General features: G+C 43.7%; 13 protein-coding genes and 3 tRNA genes. 3 read left to right on the top strand and 13 right to left on the bottom strand.

Annotation, left to right across the window (positions count from 1 at the left end; genetic code table 11):
- Positions 1 to 3: 3 nt before the first annotated feature.
- The 8 genes from E2626_RS07765 to E2626_RS07730 all read right to left on the bottom strand — a co-directional run bounded on the left by E2626_RS07765 (position 4) and on the right by E2626_RS07730 (position 7,011).
- Positions 4 to 861 carry a two-component system regulatory protein YycI gene (locus E2626_RS07765; protein WP_166786770.1) on the bottom strand — a complete coding sequence of 286 codons (858 nt, stop codon included), beginning with the start codon at positions 859 to 861 and terminating at the stop codon, positions 4 to 6.
- On the bottom strand, positions 848 to 2,176 hold the full coding sequence (locus tag E2626_RS07760; protein ID WP_166786769.1) for a YycH family regulatory protein: 1,329 nt from the start codon (positions 2,174 to 2,176) through the stop codon (positions 848 to 850). Before E2626_RS07760 ends, E2626_RS07765 begins: the two co-directional genes overlap by 14 nt.
- Entirely contained in the window at positions 2,173 to 4,026 is a 1,854-nt protein-coding gene (gene walK, locus E2626_RS07755; protein WP_134381180.1) for a cell wall metabolism sensor histidine kinase WalK, read from the bottom strand. The genes E2626_RS07760 and walK overlap by 4 nt, the downstream gene beginning before the upstream one ends.
- A gap of 6 nt (positions 4,027 to 4,032) precedes the next feature.
- On the bottom strand, positions 4,033 to 4,743 hold the full coding sequence (gene yycF, locus E2626_RS07750; protein ID WP_039812910.1) for a response regulator YycF: 711 nt from the start codon (positions 4,741 to 4,743) through the stop codon (positions 4,033 to 4,035).
- 289 nt (positions 4,744 to 5,032) lie between these two features.
- Positions 5,033 to 6,457, bottom strand: a complete 1,425-nt coding sequence (locus E2626_RS07745) for a peptidoglycan DD-metalloendopeptidase family protein (protein WP_166786768.1) — start codon at positions 6,455 to 6,457, stop codon at positions 5,033 to 5,035.
- Positions 6,458 to 6,757: 300 nt separating this feature from the next.
- Positions 6,758 to 6,830 (bottom strand) — tRNA-Phe (locus E2626_RS07740).
- A 4-nt stretch (positions 6,831 to 6,834) separates the two neighbouring features.
- A tRNA-Asp gene (locus E2626_RS07735) sits at positions 6,835 to 6,910 on the bottom strand.
- 26 nt (positions 6,911 to 6,936) lie between these two features.
- A tRNA-Glu gene (locus E2626_RS07730) sits at positions 6,937 to 7,011 on the bottom strand.
- A gap of 301 nt (positions 7,012 to 7,312) precedes the next feature.
- On the opposite strand from E2626_RS07730, the gene E2626_RS07725 reads away from it, so the two are divergent.
- The 3 genes from E2626_RS07725 to E2626_RS07715 all read left to right on the top strand — a co-directional run bounded on the left by E2626_RS07725 (position 7,313) and on the right by E2626_RS07715 (position 10,573).
- Complete coding sequence (locus tag E2626_RS07725) at positions 7,313 to 8,353, top strand: potassium channel family protein (RefSeq protein ID WP_134381178.1); 1,041 nt, start codon at positions 7,313 to 7,315, stop codon at positions 8,351 to 8,353.
- Between the two features lie 352 nt (positions 8,354 to 8,705).
- The gene (locus E2626_RS07720; RefSeq protein WP_134381490.1) at positions 8,706 to 9,539 is read left to right on the top strand and encodes a YitT family protein; all 834 of its coding nucleotides are present in this window, start codon (positions 8,706 to 8,708) and stop codon (positions 9,537 to 9,539) included.
- A 203-nt stretch (positions 9,540 to 9,742) separates the two neighbouring features.
- A complete protein-coding gene (locus E2626_RS07715; RefSeq protein ID WP_134381177.1) occupies positions 9,743 to 10,573 on the top strand; it encodes an STAS domain-containing protein in 831 nt (276 codons plus the stop codon).
- A 47-nt stretch (positions 10,574 to 10,620) separates the two neighbouring features.
- On the opposite strand, the gene E2626_RS07710 is transcribed toward E2626_RS07715, so the two are convergent.
- From E2626_RS07710 to E2626_RS07690, 5 genes are all read right to left on the bottom strand, one after another.
- Complete coding sequence (locus E2626_RS07710) at positions 10,621 to 11,916, bottom strand: adenylosuccinate synthase (protein WP_134381176.1); 1,296 nt, start codon at positions 11,914 to 11,916, stop codon at positions 10,621 to 10,623.
- A 557-nt stretch (positions 11,917 to 12,473) separates the two neighbouring features.
- Positions 12,474 to 13,838, bottom strand: coding sequence for a replicative DNA helicase (dnaB, locus tag E2626_RS07705; protein WP_134381175.1), 1,365 nt, complete (start codon positions 13,836 to 13,838; stop codon positions 12,474 to 12,476).
- Positions 13,839 to 13,986: 148 nt separating this feature from the next.
- Positions 13,987 to 14,433 (bottom strand): 50S ribosomal protein L9, encoded by a 447-nt coding sequence (gene rplI / locus E2626_RS07700; RefSeq protein WP_134381174.1) that lies wholly within the window; start codon positions 14,431 to 14,433, stop codon positions 13,987 to 13,989.
- Positions 14,430 to 16,409 carry a DHH family phosphoesterase gene (locus E2626_RS07695; RefSeq protein WP_134381173.1) on the bottom strand — a complete coding sequence of 660 codons (1,980 nt, stop codon included), beginning with the start codon at positions 16,407 to 16,409 and terminating at the stop codon, positions 14,430 to 14,432. The genes rplI and E2626_RS07695 overlap by 4 nt, the downstream gene beginning before the upstream one ends.
- Positions 16,410 to 16,486: 77 nt before the next feature.
- A complete protein-coding gene (locus E2626_RS07690) occupies positions 16,487 to 17,425 on the bottom strand; it encodes a YybS family protein (protein WP_134381172.1) in 939 nt (312 codons plus the stop codon).
- Positions 17,426 to 17,705: the final 280 nt, after the last annotated feature.

Raw genomic sequence — 17,705 nt, 5'->3', positions numbered from 1 at the left:
GCTTCACTCCGCAGTTTCGTCGTTTTCTTCCAGCTGTTCAAAATCGAGATTGACCTGACTCATATCAAAAATACTGCCGTCTACAGCATTCATGAATAACTCATTCCGATCACCGTTTTCATTTTCAATCGTCATCTTCCAGGTAGGCGTCAGCACCTGTGTTGCGCCATCTCCTGAATCACTTCCTGCTTCCTGTACGAAAAGCGGATAGTAACCCAGTTGAAGATTTACTGCCGTTGAATTTGGCTGAATCAGGTTACGGTCATAAAAGGTTTCAAGTACTGCTCTCGGTTCTCTGAGCTGCTGTTCTTCTGTGAACTCCTCTAAAGACGTCAGGTGCGTTTGCTCATAAGAGATTGCTTCATTATTTTCATTCAGCTGAACGGCAATTTGCGCGTTCAGGTTGTAGTAAAGGGTAAAGTCTTCAAACGTTTGAAAGTAGATCAGCTGATTGTCTTCTTCATCGTAGTCCCAGAACGTATATTGATCCCCATATAACACATAGTCTTCTATTTGCTCATTCAATTCTTCTGGGTTTTCAGGATCTGCAATTGCGATGGGATCACTCAGAATTGAGCTTAGAATCTGCCCTTCCCGGATCGTTGCGCTTTGCCCCTCCAGCCCCTGTATATCTGAATTCATAAAAAGAGAAAATTCAGCGTTCAGGTAGGGACGGCTGTCGTCCGCATCCGGCAGTTCACCTAATGTGACGTTTTCATCGGCAATTCTTTCCGTTGTCGAGAGGTCACCAATTATTTCGAGCTGACTGTCTTCGTATTTTTGAACAAACAGGATAAAGAGGAAGATATCCAGTATAAGAAATACAACGATAAAGATGGTTTTCGTTTTACTCCAGTCCAACCGGATCCCCTCCTCCTATTACCGGTACTCTCGCCCAGCTGCCATTATATTTATAGTACCAGACAGGATCAAGCGTATACGTATTATCAGTTGAATTCTTAGTCATATAGTAGCCGACTGTGACATCCTGCAATCGCTCAGGCTCGTAATCCTCTATACTTTCAATTGCTTCAATGGCTTCATAGCCCGACCCGATTGACACTCTATCGGATTCTACCGGTATCTCAACCTGCTTCGATAAAAATGAGCGGGCATACTGATGGATTCTCGTTTCTCCCCACTCCTGATAGATCTCAGCAGCACCATTGTCATTAAAGACCGGCAGCCCCTGCTCGTGCATACGATATGTCACTTCCTGATCCATCGCATCAAGGTTATAGAGATAATACGTATCCACCCATCCTTCATGCTCATTCACAAACCGTCTACTCTTTTGGAACAGTTCGCCCGCTCTGCCGACTGTTGAAAGCTCTGCAGATGGATTCACATAGCTGAGCGTATTGTTGTTACGGTCAACCTCCATTAAGTTCGACGACTGATCAAAATACTGATCGCGCGAAGCACCAAACTGGTTCATCGTTACTGCATCAGGGTCCTGAAACAGTGCCCTTCTGAACAGGTTGATATCAATGGTACTCATTTTATAAAGATATTTAAGATACTCCCTGCGCTCAACAGGCAGATAAATAAACCGTTCACCTGTATCATGAGCAAAATATGGAGAATAAGCAGTTGCCGCACCGGACACAATCTGGTTATTCAGTTCTTCCAGATGAGTCGCATCCACACGTCCTTCATAGATGACTCTATTCTCATAATGGACGAAGTAAAGAGTGAATGGCGTATCATCCTGGCCCGACAGATCAATCACCACACGGTCAAATGCATCTTCAGGCAGACTGCTGTTTTCAAAGTTTAAAATATCGCGATATGCACTGAACGGGATCTCAGCCGGATACAGCACTTCGATTCTATTAGAACCGTGCACAATATCCTGAAATTCTTCTTCGTTAAATGAATAATTCTGCTGAACGTTATAAATATTCCATTCTTCCATCAGTGAAGTCAGTGTATTAATGTTAGTTTCATCAGATGTCCCGCTGACCGCAACTTCCCCGTGCACCAGAAAACGGGATGGCTGAATCAGCTCGCTGCTGTTGCGTTCATCAGCAATTGCTACGTTCTCCACTGTAGTCTCAGATTCATCATAAGGATCACTTGCAGGCTGATAAGACCAGACATTCCAAGTGAGCAGTAAGCTTAAAGTCACAAGCGTTGACAGCAGAATTGTTTTTAACAGTTCCATTCTTTTCATGCCCATTCATCCTCACTTTCCGGATCATATGGCAGTGTGAAATAAATGGTTGTACCTCTTCCTTCCACACTTGAAGCCCAGACCTGACCGCCGTGAGCAGTGATCATCTCTTTTGCAATCGCAAGTCCAAGACCTGTACCGCCCAGCTGTCTCGTTCTGGCTTTGTCCACACGGTAGAAACGTTCAAAAATATTCTTCAGATTCTCACGCGGGATCCCGACACCCTGATCAGACACGCTGATTACCATTTCTTTTTCGCGCTCCTTCAACTCAACCTTAAAACCAATTTGACCGCCTTCAGGTGAGTACTTCAGCGCATTCGAGATAATGTTATCGAGCACCTGTGTCATTTTATCTGTATCAATTTCCGCATAGACAGGCTCTTTCGGCAGCTTCACTTTAAATGACACGTTCTGAGAACGCCCCATGTCAAAACGGTCAATAATCCGCTGATAAAATGCAATAAAGTTAACCCAGTCTTTATTTAATCGATAGTCACGGCTGTCCATTTTCGACAGCTGCAGTAAATCGTTGACCAGACGGATCATCCGTTCAGTTTCAGTTTGCGTTGTATGAAGGAATTGAGGAGCAATTTCCTCGTCTTCCCACGCACCTTCAGCAAGTGCTTCCAGATAACTGCGCATCGTTGTTAGCGGTGTACGCAGTTCGTGAGATACATTTGCTACAAATTCGCGGCGTTCTGCATCGATTTTTTCCTGCTCGGTAATATCATGCAGCACGGCAATCAACCCGCTGACAAAACCTGTTTCTTTTTGTATGGCTGAAAAGTTGCAACGTAAAATATAAGGTTTTGCCTGTGTACCGAAATTTAGAATGAGTGACTCATTCTGGCTTGAAAGATCTTCAAAGGAATACTCATCTTCAATGCCAAGCAATTCCGGCAGAGACATCGAGAGCACTGTTTCACGTGAAACACTCAGCATCGCAGCAGCCGGATCATTAATCAAAATCACCCTGCCTCGCCGGTCTGTAGCAATCACGCCATCTGTCATATAACTGAGGACACTGGAGAGTTTCCTTTTCTCCGCTTCAGTCGTCACACGCGCTTCCTGAAGTCTTTTCGTCAGATTGTTAAAGGTAATCGCTAGCTGACCAATTTCATCATGTCCATACACTTTAACTTTTCTGGAAAAATTCCCTTTTGCCATATCTACAGCATGACTTCTCATATCTGCAATGGGTCTTGTAATCGTCTGGGCAAGCAGCACACCGAGAATCGCGGTAATCACAAGTGAAATCGCTGTTCCTCCCGCCAGAATGCCATTAATTTGATCCATTTGGGAATAAACGTTTTCAATCCTTGATTCAACGTGAATCGCCCCGATGACGTCACTGCCTTCGATCAGTGGCATCGCAAGCACCCACATCCGCTCTCCGGTTTCACGGTCTACATATGTTTCATTTAAACTGTTTGGAGGAGGTCCTCCTTCAATAAACATTCGCTGTAGCAGTTCATTATTCATCCGTTGACCCACGACTGGCTGATTATTATCATCCGAAGTTCCGAGCACCCGGTTTCTTGCGTCGATAATACGTACTTCCTCGATATCTTCAGAATTAAGTCCACCCAGCAAAACCTGGATGGACTCTTGTAATGAAGGTTCATCATCTGACCGTTCGCCCGCCAGGTCAGCTTTAATTTCTTCTGTAATGCTGTATTCAAGGGGGCTCATGCGGTCTTCAATCGATGTTTTAAAGTTTTCGAGAAGCGTGTCTTCAAGCTCACGCACAAAATAAACGCCAATAATCTGCATAGCTAATGCGATTAAGAGTACGTATATCAGCACAAACTTTAAATGTATAGATTGAAAGAAATTAACCTTTCTCATTTAAGTCTAATCCTGATCCGGGTTTCTCAGGTAATAACCGACGCCTCGGCGCGTCACGATCCAGAGTGGGTGACTCGGATTATCTTCAATCTTTTCACGCAAACGGCGGACTGTTACATCAACTGTTCGCACATCACCGTAGTAATCATAGCCCCATACAGTCTGAAGCAAATGCTCACGCGTCATAACTTGTCCAATATGCTTTGATAAGTAATGAAGCAGTTCAAATTCACGATGAGTCAGCTCAATCGTTTCACCGCGCTTAGTAACCATGTAGGCATCCGGGTGAATCGTCAGTACACCGACTGTAATTTCATTTGTCAGGTTCTCTTCTTCAACCTGCCCTTTTAATGCCTGATGGCGGCGCATATTAGCCTTCACACGCGCAACAAGTTCACGCGTACTGAAAGGTTTCGTTACGTAATCATCTGCCCCAAGCTCAAGTCCAAGTACTTTATCAATCTCAGAATCTTTTGCAGTCAGCATAATAATCGGCATCTCATAATTCTTTCGTACTTCACGGCATACTTCCATGCCGTCTCTTCCAGGAAGCATAATATCAAGAAGAATCAGGTCAGGCTTGATTTCTTCCACTTTCTCAAGCGCCTCATCACCGTCATAAGCACAGTGAACCTCGTAACCTTCTTTTTTTAAATTAAACTGTAGTATATCTGCAATTGGCTTTTCATCGTCAACAACTAAAATCTTTTTGTCCATCTCATGAGTCTCCTTTGAATTCGTAATCTATGAGCGTTATTTAGTCTTATAGTAAATGTATCACGTTAACGTCGATAATTCACTCTTTACCCTATTTTAACAGGTGATTTCCCGGGAAATAGCTTTTTAGTAAGCTCTGTTAAAGGTTGCTGTTGATTTCCGCTTCAAGCGTGCAGAATCATCATTGAACTCTAACATAACCATTTAATCCAATGTTTCATCCAAGATATACAAAACTGCTGCCGGTGTCCAGATTTTGTTCTAACCTGTACCGGCAGCAGTGCCATTATTAATGTTGCAAATAGTCCATCGGGTTTTTCAAATCGCCGTTTACATATATTTCAAAGTGAAGGTGGATACCGGTAGAGAATCCGGTTGTACCCATCAAACCAAGCGATTCACCTTTGGCAACCGTCTGACCCGGCTGTACGTGAATTTCACTCAAATGGGCATAGATGGTGCGCATGCCATTGTTATGATCAATCACAACCTTGTTTCCATAGTCACCTTCAAATCCGGCAGACACAACAACACCATGATCCACGTTACCAATAGTCAGACTGTCAGGGCTTGCAATATCAATACCCTTATGATGATCGCCCCAACGCGGTCCCTGGTGACTTGAAATATATCCGCCATCTGCAGGCCAAACCAGAGACCCTGTTCCTTTAGAAGGAATTTCTTTTGTTCCTTCAAGCACGATGTGATTTTTTGCTTCTTTTGTGACTTCTTCATCTTCATCTGATTTAGCGGTCTGCTTCCCATTTACTTCGGTAATCATCTGCGTATATACTTTTTCGCCATCCTGGCCTTCCTGTTCTACGCTTGTTTCACCTTTCAGCATCCCGCTGTCGTCTTTTATGACTTCATCAAATTCAATTGTTTCCTGAATACGTGACTCTTTTTTCACCCGAACTTCAACACCGGCTACTTTTTCCTCAACCTTGACCATTAATCCAGCTGAAAGGTTCCCGGCATGCTGATTCAGTTCATCAAACAATTCCTCATCCATTTCAAAAAGTTCAAGAATCTCTTCTTTCGATTCGCCTTCTGCCACTTCATAGTCAATGATTGATGTCGTTCCGGCTAAAAGCTTTTCAGCTGCTTCTTCAGGTGTAGAAAGAGCGTCAGGTTCTACCTGTGTTTCTTCCTGTTCTCCAATTCCTTTTAGCTCAATATCAGCAATGCGGCTGTCCCCTGGTTCTAAGTCTTTGCTCAAATCACCCTGTTCAAAGCGGTCAAGCTCTTCCTCTGATACAACAGTTAACTTAAGCTGACGCAGTGCTTCTTCAGCTTCTTCTTTGTTTTTCACATACGCAGCAGTATGCTTTCCAATCGTAAGTTCGTATGCATCTGTTACAAATGCAGCTGCATCTTTTGCCTGATCAATTAATTCCTCATCTTCTGTATGAGGATTAAACACTTGTTCTGGAATAAGAGAAAGGTTATGCGTTACATCTGTGGAAGACTCTTCTTCAAGCGTTTCTTCCTTTTTCTCTGCCCAGGCAGTAAGATCATCCGGGTCTGTTACAACACCTACATACGCTTCCCCTGCATAAACGTGATGAACCACTGTCAGTCCACGTGATTCAGCAGCAGCTTCCCCGCCAAACCCCCAGAGGGCTGATGACAGCATGACGCCTGCAGCAAATATTTTAAGACTGATGTCTGATTTTATTGTTAAAAGGTTTTGCTCTTTATATAGATTTTTCATTATTTTTTCCTCCATAAAGTAAGGTTGAATCAACGCCGCTAAAAATGCGCCATCCAAATGTACCATACAGGGGATGTCATACAAGTCATGTTGCCTAACTGTAAAAAACGATATATTGACGGAATACTCCAGTAATTTCCAATAACCTGATCGTATCGTCTGTGCCGGGTTTGAAAAAGTGACAATTTATTGACTGTAATGATTTTGTTATGTAAATGAGATGTTTAAAGATAGAGAGAAGAGGTTATATAAGAGGGTTTGGAGAATAAAAAAAATACGCCACGATTGCAGCGTATCTTATGGCTTTGGACGGAATCGAACCGCCGACACATGGATTTTCAGTCCATTGCTCTACCGACTGAGCTACAAAGCCTAAATGGCGGTCCCGACCGGGATCGAACCGGCGATCTCCTGCGTGACAGGCAGGCATGTTAACCGCTACACCACGGGACCAGATAAGTTTTCGATAATATGTATTATGGTGACCCGTACGGGATTCGAACCCGTGTTACCGCCGTGAAAGGGCGGTGTCTTAACCGCTTGACCAACGGGCCATTGTTTGGCGCTACCTTAGCAACGAAACTAACTATACCATAACCTTTCAAAAGGTGACAATCTTTTTTTAAAATATTTTTATAGTTTTTTAAAATGAAGGGGGATCACTATCAAAAAGAATAGTATCAATGAAGTCAGGCCACTGAAGAATCTGCATTTTTCAGTGGCTTACAATGAAGTCATTGTTCATCTTTCCGGATAAGTCCGGGCTATGCGGAAGCTTAAAAGAAAGTTAAAATCTATATATATATGAAACTTCTCAATATAAAAGACGTATTGATTACAAAGGGGGGATAAGTCATGCATATATTTATGAAGCTCTGGAAACAGCTTTCTGAGATGGATTTCCGTGTCATAGCTATTTTATCAGCATTTATTATTCTATTCGGGACGTTCTCAGTTTATTATATCGAGCCCGAAACTTTCCCAACACTGTTTGATAGTTTCTGGTGGACAATGACTACGCTGACAACGGTTGGATATGGTGATTTCTTTCCTGTCACAGTAGCCGGCAGACTGGTTGGGATCTTTCTGTTTATCTTCGGAATTGGTCTGATTGGGGTGCTGATTGGAAAGATTGTGGAAGCAGCAAGTACATACCAGCGTTTAAAAAAGGAGGGAAGACTCGTGTATAAAAAAAGTGGTCATTATGTATATATCGGCTGGTCAAAGAAGACTGAGCAGGCGATCAAGGAAGTACTATACCATAACAACGGGGCTGAAATCGTGCTTGTAGAAGATGCTCCTGAAGCCCCTATGATTGATGAAAAAGTTCATTTTATTAGTGGGGACCCTAGTGAAGAACGCATTTTACATAAAGCGAATATTACTGAAGCGAAAAGAGTGGCCATTTTTTCAGATCCTGACATTGAAGATACAGTTTTAAGAGATGGTAAAAGTCTGTTAATCGCTTCTGCAGTAGAGGCTTTATCCGTAGAGCATCAAGTGGATATTCAGACAGTGGTTGAAATCTGTGAAGAGCGTCATATCTCTAAATTCAATCATATTCGCGTTGATGACTTTATTTTATCTGATGATTCTGTTTCACTTCTGATGGCTAAAGCGACACTTCAGCCTGGTACAACAACGATTTTCAGACAGCTTCTCAGTAAGCGGTTCGGTAATAATATTTATGTGATTAAATCAAAATCTGCGTGGAAAACCTATCGTGATGCTTCACAAAAACTGCTTGATGACGGGGCTGTATTGATTGCGGTCAATGATGATATGGACTTTCAGGATGCGATCAGGAAGCCTTTAAAGGAAGGCGATAATTTATATGTTATTTGCGATGATAAGACCTATAAACGCCTGAATGTTTTATATGACACAGTTGAATGACCCGCGTTTGCGGGTTTTTTCAACTGGAAGATTTTCCAGGTTGAACGCCTCTAAACGCCTGCTTCCGCTTTTCTTTTGTCCAGCTGCAGCAGGCAGGGGCTAGTGCGCTTCCCTCAACTCATTTCGATAAGTCATCATCTGCTCACTGCGTTCACCGTGATTCCTTTATCTTAATCACTTCAGTCCACCGCATACGCCCCTAAACGCCTGCTTCCGCTTTTCTTTTAATCATGTATAATATAGACATCTATACCACCGGGAGGGATGCGTATTGCCAAGTAAACGGAAGAAGAATGAATTGCCTCCTGTATCTGCTAAGAAGAGGAGTCAGCACAAGAAGCTTTCCTTAAAGATGATTAGTAAGCGTATTTTCTTTATTTGCCTTGGCGCAGTGCTGATGGCTGTGGGGCTGGAACTTTTTTTGGTACCTAATCAGGTGCTTGATGGCGGAATTGTCGGTATTTCAATTATCCTTTCCTATCTGACAGGATGGAAGCTCGGACTTTTTATATTTGTACTTAATATTCCTTTTTTCTTCATTGGCTATAAGCAGATTGGAAAAACATTTGCGCTTTCTACTCTGCTTGGTATTTCTGTTTTATCAATTTCCACCTATATCCTTCACAGCGCGGAAGTATTTACAGACGATTTACTGCTGGCCACTGTGTTTGGCGGTATCGTACTCGGTGCTGGTGTAGGAATTGTGATCCGATATGGTGGTTCACTTGATGGAACAGAAATTCTCGCAATTCTATTCAACAAGAATCTCCCCTTTTCAGTCGGGGAAATGATTATGTTTTTTAACTTATTTATTTTTACAGTAGCAGGGTTTGTTTTCAGTTGGGACCGTGCCATGTATTCGTTAATGGCTTATTTTATTGCATTTAAAGTGATAGATATTGTGATTCAGGGAATGGATGAATCTAAAGCCGCATGGATCATCAGTGACAACTATTTAGAAATTGGAGATGCGATTATTGACCGTCTGGGTCGCGGGGTGACTTACCTGAACGGCCAGGGTGGCTTCACTCTACATCAGAAAAAAGTTGTTTTTTGTGTGATCACCAGGCTTGAAGAAGCCAAGCTGAAGGGTATAGTAGAAGACATAGACCCAAACGCCTTCCTCGCAGTCGGCAGCATCGCCGAAGTGAGAGGCGGAAGATTCAAGAAAAAAGCGATTCACTAAGAAAAGCGGAGGGCGCTCGTTCAGATCCGACAGGCATAAGACGCGGAGCGGGAAAAGGGTGCACTTTCCCTTTTTCGCTGCGTGACTTATGACCCGAGGAGCTAGCGCCCGGAGCTGGACAAGAGAAAAGCGGAGGGAGGCGTTTAAGTCAGCACTCACCGCTACAAATACATCACCAATTATTAAAGAATTGAGGGATTTACATGGGTTCAATTCAGGATTTCGCTGCATACCTGAAAGAGAATGGGCAAGAACTTGGGGAAAAGCTGCTGGTTTACAGTCTTGGAAAAGTAGATATAGAAATTCCGAAGCATATGGTTGAAGACGCACGTAAAAATAACGGTCGTTTCTTTGAATTTTTCTCTGAGACATTAATTGTTGAAAAGGAAGAATCGGTGGAGGAAAAATATTTGAAGTGGAGCAAAGAAAACATTGAGCAGCAAGTATCAATGATTGATAAGCTTTCTTCACTCATTAAACCTTATCCGGACACACGCATGTATTTCAGTGACCTGATTGGCACAATCTGTTTGAACAATAACCTTTCAACTAAAGACACGCTTTTCGTTTTAAATCGATTGAATTTTATTCTTGATATCAATATGCGTGAATCTGTATTGATATTTGAACGATACAAGAACAGGATTAATGAAGAAAGCCGTAGAGAAATTCTTGAGCTTTCTGCGCCGATCGTTCCAATTCAGCCAGGCGTTGTGGTTTTGCCTCTCGTCGGAAAAATTGACGCTGCACGGGCAGAGCACCTGATGACCAAAACAATTCCTGCCATGAGCGAAATGGAACTGGATTGTGTCATTATTGATTTCTCAGGGATCGTCACGGTTGATAATGAGGTAGCGGGTCACGTGTTTGATATCACGAATGTACTGAAATTGCTCGGTGTTGATGTCAATGTGAGCGGTTTACGTCCTGAACTTGCACAGCATATCGTGTTAAACGGCATTCACTTTAAGGACATACAAACATTTTCTAACGTTCAGCAGGCCGTTAAAGATTGGGATGTTAAAATTTTATAATAAAAAGGGTATCTGCCAAGTTGGTCAGATACCCTTTTTTCATTTTATTATTTTTCTACTCTCCACACGCTTTTCACAACGTTTGTCTGTGTGCGGTCAGGTCCTACTGAGAAGATTGATAGCGGGATACCTGTTAGCTGTGACACGCGCTCCAGATAGTGACGTGCATTTTCAGGCAGCTCATCAAGTGAAGTAACGCCTGTAATGTCTTCATCCCAGCCCGGAAGTTCTTCATAGATCGGCTCACATTTCGCCAGTGTGCGAAGGTTTGCCGGGTATTCTGTAATAATCTCATCGCCGAGGCGGTAAGCTGTACAGATTTTCAGTTTTTTGATGCCTGTTAATACATCAATTGAGTTCAGTGAAAGATCTGTCAAACCGCTCACACGGCGGGCATGACGTACCACGACACTGTCGAACCAGCCAACGCGGCGCGCACGGCCGGTTGTTGTTCCATATTCACGGCCCACTTCACGGATCTTACTGCCGATTTCATCGTGAAGCTCTGTTGGGAATGGTCCGTCACCAACACGCGTTGTATAAGCTTTTGAAACACCTACCACGTGACCGATTTTCGTTGGACCAACACCTGAACCAATCGTTACGCCGCCCGCTACCGGGTTCGAAGATGTCACATACGGGTATGTACCCTGGTCAATATCAAGCATCACACCCTGAGCACCTTCAAAAAGTACACGGCGCGCTTCATCAAGTGCATCGTTTAATACGACAGATGTATCACATACGTACTTTGCGATCTGCTGACCATATTCATAATACTCTTCAAAAACATCTTCCATTTTAAACCCTTCAACTTCATAGAAGCGCTCAAGCATACGGTTCTTTTCAACTAAATTATGTTCAAGCTTCTCTTCAAACGAATCTTTATCTAAAAGATCGGCGATACGGATTCCGGCGCGGGCTGCTTTATCCATGTAAGCCGGTCCGATTCCTTTTTTCGTTGTGCCGATTTTATTTGCACCTTTACGCTCTTCTTCCACTTCATCCAATTTCAAATGGTAAGGAAGAATGACGTGCGCACGGTTACTGATGCGAAGATTCTCCGTACTGACACCGCGATCATGAAGATATTTCAGCTCCTGCACAAGCGCTTTTGGATCTACAACCATACCGTTACCGATTACAGAAATCTTATCTTTGTAAAAGATACCGGATGGAATAAGATGAAGTTTATATGTTTCACCATCAAATTTAATTGTATGACCTGCATTATTACCGCCCTGATAGCGTGCAATTACTTCTGCATGTTCTGAGAGAAAGTCAGTGATCTTACCTTTACCTTCATCTCCCCATTGAGTTCCTACTACAACTACTGAAGACATGGAACGCACCTCCGTCAGGCTGTTACACCCTTTTTATCAAACAAGATCAGTTTACCAGTCATTGAGGGGGTAGTCAATGCAAAAAGACGAACATTATTTATGAAAACGTTATTTATATTCGTTTATTTCGAGAGAATAGGAAACTGGTTGACTGCATGCGATGTTGTGGATTGGACATCCGATTTGGAGGATTGTGCACTCGCGGCGATGGGTTGTGCACTCAACCCGGGTGTGTCGTGCACTCACCATGCAAAAGTATGTACTCAACACCCAAACTCCTGCATACTACGCGAAGCAGCCCTGGATGTTGTCAGGTAACTGTCTTTTTGTTTCTTAAAGGCATGAAGAGGAAAAGTACTGCAACTGATTTTGGTATCAGAACATCCGATTTGGGAAAGCGTGCACTCGCGGCGGCGTATTATGCACTCAACCCGGGTGTGTCGTGCACTCACGAACCAAAACCGTGCACTCACCGGCTGAAACACAACATCCGGCACGCGCGCCGTTCCTTCCTTGGCCCCGAAGCGCGCAGCAAAAAAGCCCCCATAAAGGAGGCTTTACGCACCAGGCGGCATATTTGGATCGTCGAGACGCCGCTCGAGGTTAACGAATTTATTGTATTCTTTGATAAACGCTAAGGCGACCGTACCAACCGGGCCGTTACGCTGTTTGGCGATGATGATTTCAATCGTATTCTGGTTTTCACTTTCTTTATCATAATAGTCATCACGATAAAGGAAGGCCACGATATCGGCATCCTGCTCAATACTTCCTGATTCACGTAAGTCAGACATCATCGGACGCTTGTCCTGACGTGATTCTACACCACGTGAAAGCTGAGAAAGTGCGATCACCGGCACTTCAAGCTCACGCGCCAGCCCTTTTAATGAACGGGAAATCTCAGAGACTTCCTGCTGACGGTTTTCTCCAGGCTTTCCGGTACCGTGGATCAGCTGCATGTAGTCAATTAAAATCATGCCAAGTCCGTGTTCCTGTTTCAGACGGCGGCATTTTGCCCGGATATCCTGCACACGCACACCAGGCGTGTCGTCAATGTAGATACCGGCGTTTGAAAGACTTCCCATGGCCATGGTCAGCTTGCGCCAGTCCTCGTCTGTGAGGGCACCTGTACGCAGATTCTGGGCATTGATATTACCTTCAGCGCAGAGCATACGCATGACGAGCTGCTCTGCACCCATCTCAAGACTGAAAATCGCAACATTTTCACCCGTTTTTGTTGCTACGTTCTGAGCGATATTTAACGCGAAAGCCGTCTTACCTACTGACGGACGTGCAGCGACGATGATCAGGTCATTCCGCTGAAATCCCGCCGTCATACGGTCAAGCTCGTTAAATCCTGTCGCAATCCCTGTCACTTCACCCTGCGTACTGTTCAGGATTTCAATGTTATCGTACGTGCGCACGAGCACATCTTTCATTGAATGGAAGGCACTCGTGTTTTTACGGTTCGCCACTTCCATTATGTTTCGTTCGGCTTCAGCTAAAAGGTTTTCAACTTCATCTTCACGTGAATAACTATCCTGAGCGATTGTTGTTGCGGTACGGATCAGCCTTCTTAAAAGTGCCTTCTCTTCCACAATATGCGCGTAATATTCAAGGTTTGCAGCAGTCGGCACAAAGCCTGCGAGATCAGTCAAATACGAGATTCCACCAATGTCTTCAAGCTCTTTCATTGCTGACAACTCTTCCGTTACCGTTACGAGGTCAATCGCTTTACCTTTATCACTTAAATTAATCATTACGTCAAAAATGCGCTGGTGGGCGCTGCGGTAAAAATCTTCGGGCATGAGGACTTCCTGTGCAGATATCAGTGACTGGGGTTCTAAAAAGATGGCACCAAGCACGGCCTGCTCGGCTTCTATGTTTTGCGGCGGCATTCGGTCCGCATACTGTTCGTTCACGTCGGATCCCTCCTGTGATGCTTTATAAAAGGCCGGGACTGCGCTCCCTCTCAGGAAATTCGCACAGTCCCGGCACTTATATTTGTTTCTGTTTTATACGCTATATATTGAGTATATCACGTATGTGAGTGGTTCCGAAGACCCTAAATTATTCCTCTGTCACGTGAACCTTTACAGTAGCTGTTACGTCATTATGAATTTTCGCCGGTACATTCGTATAGCCAAGTGAACGAATTGCATCGCTCATTTCAATTTTACGCTTATCGACTTTGATGCCGTGCGTTTTTTTCAGCTCTTCAGCGATTTGCTTAGAAGTTACAGAACCGAAAAGGCGGCCGTCTTCACCGGATTTTGCTGTCAGTTCAACTGTCAGCTCTTCCATTTTTGCCTTCAGCTGCTTCGCTTCTTCAAGCACCTGCTGCGCTTCCTGCTCTTTCTTTTTCTTTTGCGCGTTCAATTGGCTGACGTTTCCTGCGTTTGCTTCAGCAGCCAGATTATTTTTCAGAAGGTAGTTGTGTGCATAGCCGTCCGCTACGTTTTTCACTTCTCCTTTTTTGCCTTTACCTTTAACGTCTTGTAGGAAAATTACTTTCATGATTCTTCAGTTCCTCCTTCGATGTGTTCATTGATTGCCTGTTTCAGCTGTTCAACCGCCTCATCAATGGTCATATTTTTAAGCTGCGTGGCTGAGTTCGTTAAATGACCTCCGCCATTCAATTTTTCCATGATCAGCTGGACATTGACTGTACCAAGAGATCTTGCACTGATCCCTACAACATTTTCGTCACGGAAAGCGACAACGAATGACGCGGCGACATCTTCCATTTGCAGCAGCGTATCGGCCGCCTGTGCAATAATGACGGAATCATGTACCCTGTCATCGTCACCAATGGCAATCGCCATCCCGTGCTTATAGAAAGTGACCGTTTCAACGAGTCGCGCACGTTCAACGTACGTTGTTACATCTTCCCTTAAAAACTGCTGGACAAGCACTGTATCTGCCCCAAGCGTTCTCAGATAAGAAGCGGCATCAAACGTCCTTGAACCCGTACGCATCGTAAAGCTTTTCGTGTCCACTATTATACCAGCAAGTAGCGCAGTCGCTTCAAGCATTGTGATTTTCTCTGTTTTCGGCTGATAATCCAGCAGCTCTGTGACAAGCTCCGCAGTGGAGGAAGCGTAAGGCTCCATATAGACAAGCAGCGGATGATCAATAAATTCTTCTCCACGGCGGTGGTGATCAATGACAACAACTTTCTCTGCCTTGTTAAGAAGCTTCTCTTCAATTACAAGACTCGGCTTATGCGTATCCACGATGACCAGTAAGGTATCATCTGTCACCATATCCAGCGCTTCTTCAGGTGTGATGATATGAGAAAATAAGTCGGGCTTCGTTTTAATTTCATCAATCAGGCGATTTACACCGCTGTCGATTTCAGTAAAGTTAAGTGCGACAAAACCTTCTCTCTGGTTCATCTGTGCAATCTTTCTCACACCAATTGCCGCTCCAACCGCATCCATATCAGGACGCTTATGTCCCATGACAATCACTTTATCACTACTGACCATCAGTTCACGTAAAGCATGGGAAATGACTCTCGCACGCACACGCGTCCTCTTTTCCATTGGATTCGTTTTTCCGCCGTAAAACTTCACTTTTCCATTCGCCTGGTTAATGACGACCTGATCGCCACCGCGTCCAAGTGCAAGATCAAGGCTGGACTGCGCCTGACGTCCAAGCTCAGGAAGTGTCTCAGCGCCCGACCCGATTCCAATGCTGAGCGTCAGCGGGACATTTTGCTTCGACGTCATATCCCGGATCGAATCCAGAATCGTAAATTTCTCATGCTCTAAATCACGTAAAATACGCTCATTCATCACCGCAAGAAAACGGTCAGATGACACCCTTTTCACATAAATATCATGTTCTGTCGCCCACTGATTAAGCAGTGTGGTAACTGAACTGTTAATATTACTGCGGGCAGAGTCATCCATCCCCTGCGTTAATTCATCATAGTTATCCAGAAAAATAACGGAGATTACAGTACGGTCAGCCGCATACTGTTCTTCGACTACAGATTGCTCGGTTACATCAAAGAAATACAGCAGCTTTTCGTCCTGTCTGTGAATTACCCGAAAGATGCGTCCCTGCCACGAAACCGTCTCCTCAGCAGTGCTTTCTTTCTTAATCACCGGTACCAGCACATCAGCTACATCATATAAAGACCGGCCAATCATCGGACCATCTTCAATAAAAGCGGACAAATAAGGATTTGACCACTCTACAAAAAAATCATCATTATACAGCAGAATTCCGACCGGCATTTCCATCAGCGCTTCTTCCCCTACCCTTTTCACCCTGTAGGAGAGCGTCGCAATGTATTCTTCAGTATCGTTAAAGAACCGCTTTTCGTACGCAAAAGCGAACCATAAGATCGGCACTGCCAGAATCAGCGTACCGACTGCAAACATCCAGTTATATAAAAATAATACCGCCGCAATCAGAAGGACAACCAGCGCAAGCCCAAGCAGCAGCCGGCGTAAAATCCGGTGTTGAAAATATGTTGGCATGCTTCCATCTCCCAAAACGGTTCACCCGTTGCATGATTTATGCTTTATTTTATCCATTCTAAAGAAAGAATGTGCCTTTACTTTTTAGCACTGATCCTTTTTCGCAAATCAAAACCTAAGTCTATTATACCTAAAATTCGCGTCAATGGATTGATTAATACGCCTAATATGGTCAAAATCACCAAAAGACTCTTGCTCCAGCCTTTTGAATGACCATAGAAATGAATGAAAGCAAGACCCTGAAGAACCATTAACAGCTCAAATCCAAATTGCAGATTAATTAAGGCATAAGCAAACATGGTCCCCTGCTCAGGTGTTGCAATGAGTGCTGTCAACAGAATGATCAGGTAATACCAGATGACGTTTTTTGGTAAAGATAGATTGCGAAACGATTCGAAATTCGGTAAGTCCCTTTTCGTAAGGCGCTTAACAAGCGGGAAATTAATGATCATCATAATCCAGATCAGCAATGCTGAAGATAGAACAATTAACGATGGCAGCAGCGTTTCAAAAGTCAGCATAACTTGTGCAAATTGTTCCTGCACATTACCTGTATCAATTCCTGCTGCTGAGTAAAGGGAAATCGCCTGCTCCAGCGAGTCATCCATTAAAGTGAAAAACTCATCAATCATATTAACCCCAAAAAGGAGAATCGAAAATAAATACTGTACGACCAGATTTACAGCAAAAACAAGCGTTGAAATCATGAAAATCATAAACTTGCTCTTACCCTGTTGAACGAGCCAGCCCATCACAACGCCAGTCGTACCGTATAAAATGGCAATAGGGATCGAAAACACACCGCCTACGATTCCTGCTACGCCTAAAGATGCTGCAAACATCAGCAGTGAAGCGCGAATAGAGTATTTCACACTGTATAGTAGAAAAGGCATCAGTAAAAACAGACCGGACACAACCGAAATAAACGGCACATAAACCGTAATCAGTAATAAAACGGCGAAAAATGCAGTCATCATCGCGCCTTCAGTCAGCTTCAACGTATTTGTATTGTTCATTCATACACCTCAAATTTTCTAATCAAGACTTGATACCTATCTATTCTATCTATCTGTCCGTTCCCCTTCAACCCGCAGCCCCTTATTGTGTGTAATTCCTCATCGCTGTCGTTCACTTTATTGATGAATTTGAAAGAGCCTCCGGATCACAATAAGAGTCCTTGGAAAATAATAAATTTTTCTATTAAAAGAGAAAAAAGGAAGATGACGCTTGAGCATCATCTTCCTTTTCATGACATTAAATTTTATAAAAAGCTTAGGTTCATTGCAGTGGAAGGTG

It is taken from the genome of Jeotgalibacillus salarius (assembly GCF_004405125.1).
Taxonomy (GTDB): domain Bacteria; phylum Bacillota; class Bacilli; order Bacillales; family Jeotgalibacillaceae; genus Jeotgalibacillus; species Jeotgalibacillus salarius.
This window is presented reverse-complemented; position numbering and strand designations above follow the sequence as displayed.

Bases quoted from the DNA above. Each gene is read 5' to 3' on its own strand.
- E2626_RS07760 (WP_166786769.1), bottom strand. From the start codon at position 2,176: ATGAAAAGAATGGAACTGTTAAAAACAATTCTGCTGTCAACGCTTGTG.
- walK (WP_134381180.1), bottom strand. From the start codon at position 4,026: ATGAGAAAGGTTAATTTCTTTCAATCTATACATTTAAAGTTTGTGCTG.
- yycF (WP_039812910.1), bottom strand. From the start codon at position 4,743: ATGGACAAAAAGATTTTAGTTGTTGACGATGAAAAGCCAATTGCAGAT.
- E2626_RS07745 (WP_166786768.1), bottom strand. From the start codon at position 6,457: ATGAAAAATCTATATAAAGAGCAAAACCTTTTAACAATAAAATCAGAC.
- E2626_RS07725 (WP_134381178.1), top strand. From the start codon at position 7,313: ATGCATATATTTATGAAGCTCTGGAAACAGCTTTCTGAGATGGATTTC.
- E2626_RS07720 (WP_134381490.1), top strand. From the start codon at position 8,706: ATGATTAGTAAGCGTATTTTCTTTATTTGCCTTGGCGCAGTGCTGATG.
- E2626_RS07715 (WP_134381177.1), top strand. From the start codon at position 9,743: ATGGGTTCAATTCAGGATTTCGCTGCATACCTGAAAGAGAATGGGCAA.
- E2626_RS07710 (WP_134381176.1), bottom strand. From the start codon at position 11,916: ATGTCTTCAGTAGTTGTAGTAGGAACTCAATGGGGAGATGAAGGTAAA.
- rplI (WP_134381174.1), bottom strand. From the start codon at position 14,433: ATGAAAGTAATTTTCCTACAAGACGTTAAAGGTAAAGGCAAAAAAGGA.
- E2626_RS07695 (WP_134381173.1), bottom strand. From the start codon at position 16,409: ATGCCAACATATTTTCAACACCGGATTTTACGCCGGCTGCTGCTTGGG.
- E2626_RS07690 (WP_134381172.1), bottom strand. From the start codon at position 17,425: ATGAACAATACAAATACGTTGAAGCTGACTGAAGGCGCGATGATGACT.